Annotated in this window: 13 protein-coding genes; 7 read left to right on the forward strand and 6 right to left on the reverse strand. The window is 58.7% G+C overall.

Annotated elements, in window-relative coordinates:
- Window positions 1-22: 22 nt before the first annotated feature.
- Window positions 23-1,243 carry an MFS transporter gene (locus GUC22_RS01515; RefSeq protein WP_160183328.1) on the forward strand — a complete coding sequence of 407 codons (1,221 nt, stop codon included), beginning with the start codon at window positions 23-25 and terminating at the stop codon, window positions 1,241-1,243.
- On the opposite strand, the gene GUC22_RS01520 is transcribed toward GUC22_RS01515, so the two are convergent.
- Both GUC22_RS01520 and GUC22_RS01525 read right to left on the reverse strand, forming a co-directional pair.
- Window positions 1,244-1,801, reverse strand: coding sequence for a DcrB family lipoprotein (locus tag GUC22_RS01520; protein ID WP_004126200.1), 558 nt, complete (start codon window positions 1,799-1,801; stop codon window positions 1,244-1,246).
- A gap of 73 nt (window positions 1,802-1,874) precedes the next feature.
- The gene (locus tag GUC22_RS01525) at window positions 1,875-2,540 is read right to left on the reverse strand and encodes a 7-cyano-7-deazaguanine/7-aminomethyl-7-deazaguanine transporter (RefSeq protein WP_004126198.1); all 666 of its coding nucleotides are present in this window, start codon (window positions 2,538-2,540) and stop codon (window positions 1,875-1,877) included.
- A 166-nt stretch (window positions 2,541-2,706) separates the two neighbouring features.
- On the opposite strand from GUC22_RS01525, the gene tusA reads away from it, so the two are divergent.
- Window positions 2,707-2,952, forward strand: a complete 246-nt coding sequence (gene tusA / locus GUC22_RS01530; protein ID WP_004134789.1) for a sulfurtransferase TusA — start codon at window positions 2,707-2,709, stop codon at window positions 2,950-2,952.
- A gap of 334 nt (window positions 2,953-3,286) precedes the next feature.
- On the opposite strand, the gene zntA is transcribed toward tusA, so the two are convergent.
- Both zntA and GUC22_RS01540 read right to left on the reverse strand, forming a co-directional pair.
- Window positions 3,287-5,491: a Zn(II)/Cd(II)/Pb(II) translocating P-type ATPase ZntA gene (gene zntA, locus GUC22_RS01535; protein ID WP_049133424.1), complete on the reverse strand. Its 2,205-nt coding sequence runs from the start codon at window positions 5,489-5,491 to the stop codon at window positions 3,287-3,289.
- Between the two features lie 78 nt (window positions 5,492-5,569).
- Window positions 5,570-6,196, reverse strand: coding sequence for a lysoplasmalogenase (locus GUC22_RS01540; RefSeq protein ID WP_004126194.1), 627 nt, complete (start codon window positions 6,194-6,196; stop codon window positions 5,570-5,572).
- Window positions 6,197-6,338: 142 nt separating this feature from the next.
- Between GUC22_RS01540 and GUC22_RS01545 the strand changes: the two genes are divergently transcribed.
- Complete coding sequence (locus GUC22_RS01545) at window positions 6,339-6,698, forward strand: DUF2500 domain-containing protein (protein ID WP_004133016.1); 360 nt, start codon at window positions 6,339-6,341, stop codon at window positions 6,696-6,698.
- A gap of 14 nt (window positions 6,699-6,712) precedes the next feature.
- Here GUC22_RS01545 and GUC22_RS01550 read toward each other — a convergent pair whose 3' ends face one another.
- On the reverse strand, window positions 6,713-6,991 hold the full coding sequence (locus tag GUC22_RS01550; protein WP_004126191.1) for a DUF1145 family protein: 279 nt from the start codon (window positions 6,989-6,991) through the stop codon (window positions 6,713-6,715).
- Window positions 6,981-7,577 (reverse strand): 16S rRNA (guanine(966)-N(2))-methyltransferase, encoded by a 597-nt coding sequence (gene rsmD, locus GUC22_RS01555; protein WP_004133018.1) that lies wholly within the window; start codon window positions 7,575-7,577, stop codon window positions 6,981-6,983. The genes GUC22_RS01550 and rsmD overlap by 11 nt, the downstream gene beginning before the upstream one ends.
- Window positions 7,578-7,769: 192 nt before the next feature.
- On the opposite strand from rsmD, the gene ftsY reads away from it, so the two are divergent.
- The 4 genes from ftsY (at window position 7,770) to rpoH (ending at window position 12,117) form a co-directional block, all read left to right on the forward strand.
- The gene (gene ftsY, locus GUC22_RS01560) at window positions 7,770-9,284 is read left to right on the forward strand and encodes a signal recognition particle-docking protein FtsY (protein WP_154930321.1); all 1,515 of its coding nucleotides are present in this window, start codon (window positions 7,770-7,772) and stop codon (window positions 9,282-9,284) included.
- A gap of 2 nt (window positions 9,285-9,286) precedes the next feature.
- Window positions 9,287-9,955, forward strand: a complete 669-nt coding sequence (ftsE, locus tag GUC22_RS01565; protein WP_004106557.1) for a cell division ATP-binding protein FtsE — start codon at window positions 9,287-9,289, stop codon at window positions 9,953-9,955.
- A complete protein-coding gene (gene ftsX, locus GUC22_RS01570) occupies window positions 9,948-11,006 on the forward strand; it encodes a permease-like cell division protein FtsX (protein WP_024359812.1) in 1,059 nt (352 codons plus the stop codon). The genes ftsE and ftsX overlap by 8 nt, the downstream gene beginning before the upstream one ends.
- Window positions 11,007-11,262: 256 nt before the next feature.
- Window positions 11,263-12,117 carry an RNA polymerase sigma factor RpoH gene (gene rpoH, locus GUC22_RS01575; RefSeq protein ID WP_004133023.1) on the forward strand — a complete coding sequence of 285 codons (855 nt, stop codon included), beginning with the start codon at window positions 11,263-11,265 and terminating at the stop codon, window positions 12,115-12,117.
- The last annotated feature ends 29 nt before the right edge of the window (window positions 12,118-12,146 follow it).

The raw sequence follows: 12,146 nt of genomic DNA on the forward strand, positions 1-12,146 counted from the left end.
AGTAAAAATCTGGTGGAACCCGATGCCCGAAACCGTCGCCGAACCGGCGCTCAATGGATTGCACCTCAATCTGCGGATTGTCTCTGTCGTGATGTTTAACTTTGCCAGCTATCTGACCATTGGCCTGCCGCTGGCGGTGTTGCCCGGCTATGTGCATGATGTGATGGGGTTTAGCGCCTTCTGGGCCGGACTGGTGATTAGCCTCCAGTACTTCGCTACGCTGCTCAGCCGCCCGCACGCCGGGCGTTACGCCGACCTGCTGGGGCCAAAAAAGATCGTCGTTTTCGGCCTGTGCGGCTGCTTTCTGAGCGGACTCGGCTATCTGCTGGCGGCGCTCTTCGGCGACTTGCCCGCTGTGAGCCTGGCGCTGCTATGCCTTGGGCGCATAATTCTCGGCATTGGGCAGAGCTTCGCGGGAACCGGCTCCACGCTGTGGGGCGTCGGGGTAGTCGGTTCGCTGCATATCGGGCGGGTTATCTCCTGGAACGGCATTGTCACCTACGGAGCGATGGCGATGGGCGCACCGCTCGGCGTGCTCTGTTACTCGCTGATTGGCCTGCACGGGCTGGCGTTGACCATTATGGCGGTGGCGCTGGTGGCGGTATTGTGCGCGTTGCCGCGGGCGGCGGTGAAAGCGGGCAGGGGTAAAGCGATGTCGTTTCGCGCGGTGCTGGGGCGCGTCTGGCTCTACGGTATGGCGCTGGCCCTGGCTTCGGCGGGGTTTGGCGTTATCGCCACCTTTATCACCCTGTTTTATGATGCCAAAGGCTGGGACGGCGCGGCCTTCGCCCTGACGCTGTTTAGCTGCGCCTTTGTCGGCACTCGTCTGCTGTTCCCCAACGGAATTAACCGCCTTGGCGGGCTGAACGTGGCGATGCTCTGTTTTGTCGTCGAAATTATTGGGCTGCTGTTAGTGGGCCTGGCGGAGACGCCGCTGATGGCGAAAATAGGCACTTTCTTTGCCGGAGCCGGTTTTTCGCTGGTGTTCCCGGCGCTTGGGGTGGTGGCGGTGAAGGCCGTGCCGCAGCAAAATCAGGGGTCGGCGCTGGCGACCTATACGGTATTTATGGATCTCTCGCTGGGGATCACCGGTCCGCTTGCCGGGCTGCTGATGGCGTGGGCGGGCATTTCATCGATCTATCTCGCGACGGCGGGGCTGGTCGCGGTGGCGCTGCTGCTGGGATGGCGGTTAAAAAAACGGCCCCCGGTCGGTGAACCGGAGGCCGCGGCGTCAGGCCAGTAGTTACTGGATGACGAGGGTGTTGATAATGTTTTCCGCTTCGGTCTGCGCCTGCTGCTGATTATCCGCTGGCAGCGTGATCTGCAGCGTCAGCAGTTTGTCATCAACCTTACCGAGCAGGACGGAAGACCAGGCGGTCTGGCCCTTGGCGGAGATGATGCTGTCCAGCTGTTGCAGGGTGTGGCCTTTGATCTCAATGGATTTATTGCTCACGACCTGCAGCTGCGGGTCGCGGCTGCGCTGCTGCTCTTCCAGACGCTGGCTCATGACGGCCAGATCTTCATTGGTGCTGTCGCCAACAATCACGATCACCGCTTTCTGGCCGGTGGCGTCAGAATAGACGTGCATATTGTTGGCCTGGGTGCCCAGCTTGCCGCTCTGGTCGGTCATACCGGCAGGCAGGGAGAAGCTCAGTTTGCCATCCAGCAGACTAATAGGTTGCCCGCTGGCGTTGCTTTCCGCAGCCGCCCCGGCAGTCGGCGTTTTTGTATCGCTGTTATCACAGGCCGCAAGACCCACAACCAGCAGGCCAATACCGACATATTTAACCAAATTGCGCATTGACATCTTCCTTTCGATAAACGGCCATTAACGGCTCATTCGCTTATCTTATCACATCGTTTCGTGAGTACTCTTAACCTGGCTGCAATGCGGATAAATCAGATTTATCTGCCAGCTTTTTCAGCAGCATATTCAACAACATGCCGTACATCGGCAGGAAGAATACGATGCTAATCAGCACTTTGAAGCAGTAGTCGACGATGGCGATTTCACCCCAGTGCGCCGCCATAAACGGATCCGGGCTGCGCCAGAAGGCGATAAAGAAGAAGGCCAGCGTATCGCTGACGTTACCGAAAAGGGTGGATGCCGTGGGCGCCAGCCACCAGCGGCGGTTCTGACGCAGGCGGTTGAAGACGTGGACGTCGAGGATCTGCCCCAGCGCGTAGGCCATAAAGCTGGCGGCGGCGATACGGGCGACAAACAGATTAAAGCTGGTTAATGCGGCAAAGCCCTGCCACTCGCCCATATAAAACAGTGCGGAAACCCCGTAGGAGATGAGCAGCGCCGGGATCATCACCGCGAGGATAATGCGTCGCGCCAGCGGAGCGCCAAAAATCCGCACCGTCAGATCGGTGGCGAGGAAAATAAACGGAAAGCTGAACGCGCCCCAGGTGGTATGAAAACCAAAGATGGAGATCGGCAACTGTACCAGGTAGTTACTGGAAGTGATGACCAGCAGATGGAATAGCGATAGCCAGATCAGCGCTTTTTTACGCTGTACGGTAGTAAACGGACTCATATTGTGACCTTTTTAGTGGTTGGGGTGAGGGAACCCAATAAAAACGGCTGCATGATACTGCGTTGCGAGCGTATTGCAATGCTTGTTTTTCGCGCAAACGTTAACCTGGCTTGCGTACTGGCGAACTGGGGGTAAACTAGGGCCGTTTTGTTAATGTGAGATGAAAATGAGCGAACTTTTCTCCAGCCCTGACCATATGCTTGATGCGCAGGGGCTTCGTTGCCCGGAACCGGTGATGATGGTGCGCAAGACCGTGCGTACGATGCCGGTGGGCGAGACGCTGCTAATCGTGGCCGACGATCCGGCGACGACCCGCGATATTCCCGGTTTCTGCCGCTTTATGGAGCATGAGCTGCTGGCGCAGCAAACCGAGGCGCTGCCGTACCGCTACCTGATCCGTAAAAGCCACTGAGTCTGGGTACGTCTTCCCGGAGGCGGTGCTGCGCACCTGTCCGGGCTACAAAAACCAGACCGCACGAACCTGTAGCCCGGGCAAGGCGCGTCAAGCGCCGCCCCCGGGGAAAGAATGCAGCGCTCGCCGCCAGAGATATCCCGGATTGCGGCTGATGCCTTATCCGGGCGACAAAAAACCAGACGGCACGAACCTGTAGCCCGGGCAAGGCGCGTCAAGCGCCGCCCCGGGGAAAGAATGCAGCGTTCGCCGCCAGAGATATCCCGGATTGCGGCTGATGCCTTATCCGGGCGACAAAAAACCAGACCGCACGAACCTGTAGCCCGGGTAGATACTATTTCTTACGCAACAGCCGCAGCGCGTTAGCGGTGACCAGCACCGTCGCCCCGGTATCCGCCAGCACCGCCAGCCACAGGCCGGTCAGGCCAAGCAGGGTGGTGACCAGAAAAATGCCCTTCAGACCCAGCGCGATGGCGATGTTCTGCCGGATATTGGCGTGGGTGGCGCGCGCCAGCGAAATCATCTGCGCCAGCCCGGTCAGACGGTTATGGGTCAATGCCGCATCGGCGGTCTCCAGAGCGACGTCGGTGCCGCTGCCCATGGCGATGCCAATCGTCGCCGCTTTCATCGCTGGCGCGTCGTTGATTCCGTCGCCGACCATCGCCAGCGGCGACTCGGCGTTGAGCGCCATCACCGCCTGCACTTTATCCGCGGGCAGAAGCCCGGCGCGGAACGCCAGCCCCAGCTCGCTGGCGATGGCCGCCGCCGCGCGCGGATTGTCGCCGGTCAGTATCACTCCCTGAACGCCTAACTGATGGAGTTCATCCACCGCCTGGCGGGCATCGTCGCGCAGCGTATCGCGCAGCGCCAGAATCCCCAGCAGCGTCTCATCGCGCATCACCAGCACCACGGTTTGCCCGGCGCTCTCCAACTGCTGAATACGTGCATCGTTCTGCGGATCGTTATTTTTCCCGGCGGCGCAAATCAGCACCTGACGACCTTCGACCTGCGCCTCAATGCCGGAGCCAGCCAGCGCGCGCTGGCCGCTGGCCGGCGGAATCACCAGCTGACGCTGCTCCGCCTCACGTACGACGGCCTGGGCTAACGGGTGGCTGGAGCCTTGCTCTACGGCGGCTGCCAGCGCCAGCAGATCGTTTTCGCCGATGTCCGTGGTCGCCATCACCGCGGTGACGCGCGGCTGGCCGATGGTCAGGGTACCGGTTTTATCAAACGCCACCTGGCGCACGCGGCCCAGTTGCTCCAGCGCCGCGCCGCCTTTAATCAGCGCGCCGCGACGCGCCGCCACCGCCAGGCCGGAGGTAATCGCCGCCGGGGTGGAGATCACCAGCGCGCACGGACAGCCAATCAGCAGCAGCGTTAAACCTTTATAGATCCATGGCAGCCATGCGCCGGCAAACAGCAGCGGCGGAACAATGGCGACCAGCAGCGCGACGACCATAATCGCCGGGGTATAGATGCGGCTGAAGCGATCGATAAAGCGCTCAATCGGCGCGCGGCGCTCCTCCGCTTCTTCAATCAGCTTAAGAATGCGATCGATGGCGCTGTCGCCCGGTTCGGAGATCACCGTCAGCTGTACCAGACGATCGACGCTGGTGGCGCCGGCCGCCACGCGTTCCCCGGCGTTACGCTCCACCGGTACGGATTCACCGGTTAGCGCGCTCTCATCGAAGCTGGCGAAGGGCGAGAGCAGCTGGCCATCGGCGGGCAGACGGCCCCCGGCGGCCACTTCAATCACGTCGCCGGGGCGCAGGTCGCGCTGGGCTACGGTTTCGCGTACGCCGTCGCGCACGCGGATTGCGGTATCGGGTTTCAGCGCCATCAACGCGCTGACGCCTTGACGCGCGCGGCTGGCGGCCCAACCCTCAAGGCGTTCGCCGATTAAGAACAGCAGCAGCACCATCGCCGCTTCGGCGGTGGCGCCGATAAACAGCGCGCCGATGGCTGCGACGCTCATCAGAGTTTCGATGGCGAACCAGCTTCCGCTTTTGATCAGGCGTATTGCTTGCCGGGCGACCGGCCACAGGCCGACAAGGGTGGTTGTGATGAAGGCGATTTCGCCCAGAGGAGGGTTAAACTGCTCCAGCCCCCAGCTGAGCGCCATCATGGCGACGAGGGTGATGAGCGGCAGATTCTCGCGCAGCCACGAGGTGGCGTCCTCTGTCCGGGGGGCGTTTTCATCCCGCAGCTGGTAGCCCGCGGCGCGCACGGCGCTTTCGATCTGCGGACCAACGTCGCCCTCGGCGTTGACCAGCAGCTTTTCGGTGGCGAACAGCACCTGAACCTGGCTCACTCCCGGCACCTGGCGAACGGCGGTTTCGACCTTGCGGGCGCAGGCCGCGCAATCCATGCCTTCTACCAGCCAGCTAAAGCGTGCATGACTCAGCGCGTCGTTTTCAGCGGCGGTTTCGCTGCTGCAGGCGTGGTCCGCGCAGCAGCTTTCCGCAGGCTGCGCGGCAGGGGTAAATTTTAACGATGAGAAGTGTGGGACTTTTTTATCCTGCGATTCTGGAGCCGACATAGGACCCTCCGGGTAATGATAATTTTCTCATTACCCGCAGGATACACTCTGGAGTCGACTCCAGAGTCAAGCGCTTAATTACAAATAGAGCGCGCGGACGATCAGGAAGTGCCCGGCGAAGTAAAACGCCGAGGAGATCGCGTTGTCAGCGCGGAAGCGGCGGCGATAATGGCTGATGAGCCAGACCGCGTTGCCGAGCAGCAGGAACGCGGCGCCAACGAAGCCGGACAGCGCGGTGTCCGTCGGGCGAGCGAACCACAGCTCGCCGGCCAGCCAGACCATCACCAGCGTCATCGCGATAAAGGTAAACACCGGCATTCGCATCTCTTCCAGCCGCGTCCAGATGATGGCCAGCAGCAGCGCGCCGAGGATCAGCAGCACCAGCGGCAGCGGCCAGAAGAACGACAGCGTCAGCTGGCTGGCAAACCAGATGGTGTAGAGCAGGTGGGAGAGAAAGAACGCCCCCACGGCGTACATCACCCGCTGCCGGGGCAGTAGGGTCAAGGCGTCGCCGACCAGCGAGGCGCAAAGCCCGGCCAGCACCAGGTAGCTGATGGCGTTAAACATCGGCGCTTGCCAGGCCAGTAACAGAAGCAGGATCAGCGTGACGGGTTTAAACACCCAGCGACGCCAGGCAGGCCCACGATAGGACGCATCGACGTAAAGCCATGCGGAGAAACAGACAGCAATAAATGACCAAAGCATAGTAAGTCCCTGTATCTGTTATCATTAAGTAAGTGATTGTACTTACAGTACTGAATCTCAGTGTAGTGGTTTGCAGAGGAAGATGACAATGATAATCAAGCCACAGTATGCTTATTCCTGATAATTCCTGGGGGCAAGGTGAATGAGTAAAGTTCCGCTGTTTTTTATGGTTGCCGTTGCCATCATTGCGGTTGCCGCATCGTATCGTTATGCGCAGCAGCGCCGGGAAAAAATGGAGAACGACGCCGCGCCGCTGTTGCAAAAACGGGTGGTGGTGAGCAATAAGCGGGAGAAGGTGATTAACGATCGCCGTTCACGCCAGCAGACGGTGACGCCTGCCGGCAGCGAGATGCGTTACGAAGCCAGCTTCAGGCCGGTAAGCGGCGGGATGGAAATGGTTTTTCGTCTGCAGGCGCCGCAGTATCATGCGTTAAGCGTCGGCGATAAAGGCGTCCTGAGCTATAAAGGTTCGCGGTTTATGGGCTTTGCGCCAGATCCCTGAACCTTTTCCGGGCATTACTTCTTCTTCAGGGTCGCCTTGAGCTTTTTCTGCCAGGCGACCAGTTCGAACACGCCGAAGATGAAAATACGGACCTGCTCGAAGCGCCCCAGCGGCGGCATCTCTTTCGTCTGCGTCGCCTTGAGCAGCGTCAGCTGCAGGCCGTGCATCAGAATCATAAAGATTAGCGCCACGTTAACGAAGATATTCAGCGGCTTTGGGAACGGTTGAAACAGATTCAGCAATAAAAACGCCCACACGCACAGCATCAGCAAGCGGCCAAAATTAATCAGCATAGTTTTCTCCTTGGGCCTCACGTTGATAGAGACGGTAGGCGACCTGTCCGGCCACTTTTTCACGATAGACGTGCCAGTTCATCGGCACCGGCGGTAAACCGTTTTCGACTTCACTCTCGATGTAGATGAGCGCTTCATCGCTAAGCCAGCCGTTGTTTTCCAGCAGTTTCAGCGTTTCTTCAAGCAGCCCTTTACGAAACGGGGGATCGACAAACACGATATCGTGCGGCGCGCCCGCCTGAGCGAGAAACGCTAAAGTATTGGTGTTCACGACCTTAGCGTTGCTGGCTTTGAGGGTCGCCAGGTTTTTTTGCAGCTGCTGCGCGACGCCGCGTTCCATTTCCAGCAGCGTGGCGTTGGCCGCGTAGCGGGAGAGGGCTTCTAGGCCCAGCGCGCCGCTGCCGGCGAAGCAGTCGAGGCAGCTCGCGTCAACGATCGATGGCGCCAGCCAGTTAAATAGCGTTTCGCGTACCCGGTCGGTGGTCGGGCGCAGACCCGGGCTCTCCGGCACCGGTAATTTACGGCCCCGCCATTGCCCGCCGATAATACGGATCTGGCCGCTGCCTGCGTGGTTTGGTTTCTTCATCTCTTTGCTCAAGTCTCAACTTCCGGGCTGCTATTCTAACGATCGGCAGCGGTTGACGAAACCTTAATCCGGGGGCGGTGATGCGAGTTAAGTTAAGTGGTAGACTATCCGACTAATTTCATCATTTTTCAGCTTCCGCTACCAACTAGCCGAAGCTGTGCCATGAATTAACAGCGAGGGGTGTAGTCGCAAATGGCGAAAGACAAAAAACGTGGCTTCTTTTCCTGGCTGGGCTTTGGCCAAAAAGAACAGGCGCAGGAAAGCGAAACAGAACAAAAAGTAGAAGCCCAGCAAGAGGTTGCAGAACCGTCCGCGGAAAGCGAAGCGCCTGCCGCTGCGCCGCAAACGGTCGACGCGCCTGCGACGGAGAAACCGGACGCCGAAGCCTTTGCCGCCGAGGTGGTTGAGGTGACCGAGCAGGTCGTTGAGAGCGAACAACCGCAGGCGGTTGTCGAATCTCCGGTCGTTGAAGAGGTTGCGGAGCAGCCTGCGGTTGAAGAAATTGTCGCTGAGCCGCTGGTTGAAGAGGTCATTGCCGAGCCGGTCGCGGCTGAAGCCGTCGCTGAGCAGACGCCGGAAGCGGTGATTGCCGAACCGGAAGCGGTGATTGAAGAAGCCGTTGTCGAAGATGCCGAAGCAGGCGAACCGTTAGCGGATGCGCAAGCCGATATCAGCGATGAAGAGCTGGAAGCGCAGGCTCTGGCGGCAGCCGATGCGGCGGAAAACGCCGTGGAGGTGGTGCCGGACGAAACCGTCGTGACGCCGTTAGAGCAGGAAAAACCGACCAAAGAAGGTTTCTTCGCCCGCCTCAAACGCAGCCTGGTGAAAACCAAACAAAACCTCGGTTCCGGATTTATCAGTCTGTTCCGCGGTAAGAAAATCGACGATGATCTGTTTGAAGAGCTGGAAGAGCAGCTGCTGATTGCCGACGTCGGTGTGGAGACCACGCGTAAGATCATCACTAATCTGACCAACGACGCCAGCCGTAAGCAGCTGCGCGACGCCGAGGCGCTGTACGGCCTGCTGAAAGAAGAGATGGGCGATATCCTGGCGAAAGTGGATGAGCCGCTGAACGTAGAAGGCAAAACGCCGTTTGTGATTCTGATGGTCGGCGTCAACGGCGTCGGTAAAACCACCACCATCGGTAAGCTGGCGCGTCAGTTCGAGCAGCAGGGCAAGTCGGTGATGCTGGCGGCGGGCGATACCTTCCGTGCGGCGGCGGTTGAGCAGCTCCAGGTTTGGGGGCAGCGTAATAATATTCCGGTGATTGCCCAGCATACCGGCGCGGACTCGGCATCGGTCATTTTCGATGCCATCCAGGCGGCGAAGGCGCGCAATATTGACGTCCTGATTGCCGATACCGCGGGCCGTCTGCAGAATAAATCGCACCTGATGGAAGAACTGAAGAAGATTGTCCGCGTCATGAAAAAACTCGATGTCGATGCGCCGCATGAAGTTATGCTGACCATTGACGCCAGCACAGGGCAGAACGCGATTAGCCAGGCCAAACTGTTCCACGAAGCGGTTGGACTGACCGGTATCACCTTGACTAAGCTGGATGGTACCGCCAAGGGCGGGGTTATCTTCTCGGTTGCCGATCAGTTCGGTATTCCGATTCGCTACATCGGTGTTGGCGAACGTATTGAAGATCTGCGTCCGTTTAATGCGGGCGACTTTATTGAGGCACTTTTTGCCCGAGAGGATTAAAAATGATTCGCTTTGAACAAGTCAGCAAAGCCTATCTCGGTGGGAGACAAGCGCTGCAGGGGGTGACTTTCCACCTGCAGGCGGGCGAGATGGCGTTTCTGACCGGCCATTCCGGCGCGGGGAAAAGTACCCTGCTGAAGCTTATCTGCGGTATCGAACGGCCCAGCGCCGGCAAAATCCTCTTCGGCGGCCATGATATCAGCCGCCTGAAGAGCCGCGAGGTGCCGTTTTTGCGCCGTCAGATTGGCATGATTTTCCAGGACCACCATCTGCTGATGGACCGTACCGTTTACGATAATGTGGCGATCCCGCTGATTATCGCCGGCGCCAGCGGCGATGATATCCGTCGTCGCGTCTCGGCGGCGCTGGATAAAGTCGGGCTGTTGGACAAAGCGAAAAACCTGCCGATTCAGCTTTCAGGCGGTGAACAACAGCGCGTGGGCATCGCCCGCGCGGTGGTGAACAAACCCGCGGTCCTGCTGGCGGATGAACCGACCGGTAACCTCGACGAAGCGCTGTCGGAAGGGATCTTACGTCTGTTTGAAGAGTTTAACCGCGTTGGGGTGACGGTACTGATGGCGACGCATGACCTGGGGCTTATCTCCAGTCGTCCGTACCGCGTCCTGTCCCTCAGCGAGGGGCATATGCATGGAGGCCATATCGGTGAATAAGCGCGAGGCAATGAACCACATTCGCCGATTCGGCAATCGATTCGACCGTTTCCGCAATGCGGGCGGGGCGGGCGGTAGCGGCGGACGCAATGCGTCGAAACGGCCAAAAGCGGCGCCGAATCCGGCTTCCCGCAAGAGCAACGTATTCAATGAGCAGGTGCGCTACGCCTGGCACGGCGCGATACAGGATCTGAAAAGTACGCCGCTGGCGACGTTCCTGACGGTGATGGTGATCGCCATTTCGTTGACCCTGCCGAGCGTATGCTACATGGTTTACAAAAACGTCAGCACCGCGGCGTCGCAGTATTACCCTACGCCGCAAATCACCGTCTATCTGGAGAAAACGCTGGATGACGATGCCGCTGCGCGGGTAGTCGGCCAGCTGCAGGCGGAGCAGGGCGTCGAGAAGGTCAACTATCTGTCGCGTGATGAAGCCCTTGGCGAATTCCGCAACTGGTCTGGCTTTGGCGGCGCGCTGGATATGCTGGAAGAGAACCCGCTGCCGGCGGTAGCGATCGTGGTGCCTAAGATTGATTTCCAGAGCGTTGAGGCGCTGAACACGCTGCGCGACCGCGTGAGCCACGTTCAGGGCGTTGATGAAGTGCGTATGGATGACAGCTGGTTTGCGCGCCTCTCGTCGCTAACCGGGCTGGTCGGACGCGTGTCGGCGATGATCGGCGTACTGATGGTGGCGGCGGTCTTCCTGGTCATCGGCAACAGCGTGCGTCTGAGCATCTTCGCCCGTCGCGATACCATTAACGTGCAGAAACTGATTGGCGCGACGGATGGTTTTATTCTGCGTCCATTCCTTTACGGCGGGGCGCTGCTGGGGTTCTCCGGCGCGTTTCTGTCGCTGATCCTGTCGGAGATTATGGTCATGCGCCTGTCGTCGGCGGTCACCGAAGTGGCGAAAGTGTTCGGGACGCAGTTTGAACTCAGCGGCTTAGGCTTTGACGAGTGTCTCCTGATGCTGATTGTTTGCTCAATGATTGGCTGGGTCGCCGCCTGGCTGGCAACCGTTCAACATTTACGTCACTTTACTCCCGAGTAATAAAAATCTGGTATAATCTTTCCCTGCACTGAATATCTCTCTGCAGGGAAAGAGTCCCTGTTGACGCTTCCCTAAACTTCATAACCATGTCACATTTTGTGCGTAATCTATTCACATCATTGCATGGAACTTGTGGATAAAATCACTGTCTGATACTAATGTGAGTGATATTCTCGTTGCTCATCAATGCTGGCATGTTTGTTGCTCCGTTGTGAGGACAGAATGATGCCAGAAGATATCGATTGAGAGGATTTGAATGACCAAAGATATGCAAACTTTAGCCTTAGCCCCCGTTGGTAACCTGGAATCGTACATCCGGGCTGCTAACACTTGGCCGATGTTATCGGCTGATGAAGAGCGGGAGCTTGCTGAAAAGCTGCATTACCAGGGCGATCTGGAAGCAGCGAAAAAGCTGATCCTGTCTCACCTGCGCTTTGTTGTTCATATTGCTCGTAACTACTCGGGCTATGGCCTGCCGCAGGCGGATCTGATTCAGGAAGGCAACATTGGCCTGATGAAAGCCGTGCGCCGTTTTAACCCGGAAGTGGGCGTGCGTCTGGTTTCCTTCGCCGTGCACTGGATCAAAGCGGAAATTCATGAATACGTGCTGCGTAACTGGCGTATCGTGAAGGTCGCGACCACGAAAGCGCAGCGTAAGCTGTTCTTTAACCTGCGTAAAACCAAGCAGCGTCTGGGCTGGTTCAACCAGGACGAAGTCGAAATGGTCGCCCGCGAGCTGGGCGTGTCGAGCAAAGACGTGCGTGAGATGGAGTCACGTATGGCGGCGCAGGACATGACCTTCGACATGTCTTCGGATGATGAGTCCGATAGCCAGCCGATGGCGCCGGTGCTCTATCTGCAGGATAAATCGTCTAACTTTGCCGACGGCATCGAAGACGATAACTGGGAAGAGCAGGCGGCGAACAAGCTGACCGACGCGATGCAGGGTCTTGACGAACGTAGCCAGGACATCATCCGCGCCCGCTGGCTGGACGAAGACAACAAGTCCACGCTGCAGGAGCTGGCGGACCGCTACGGCGTGTCGGCTGAACGTGTACGTCAGCTTGAAAAGAACGCCATGAAAAAACTGCGCGCCGCTATCGAAGCCTAATCTGAGCGCCAGTCCCCGATAACGCCCCA

It is taken from the genome of Klebsiella sp. MPUS7 (genome assembly GCF_009905335.1).
GTDB lineage: Bacteria > Pseudomonadota > Gammaproteobacteria > Enterobacterales > Enterobacteriaceae > Klebsiella > Klebsiella grimontii.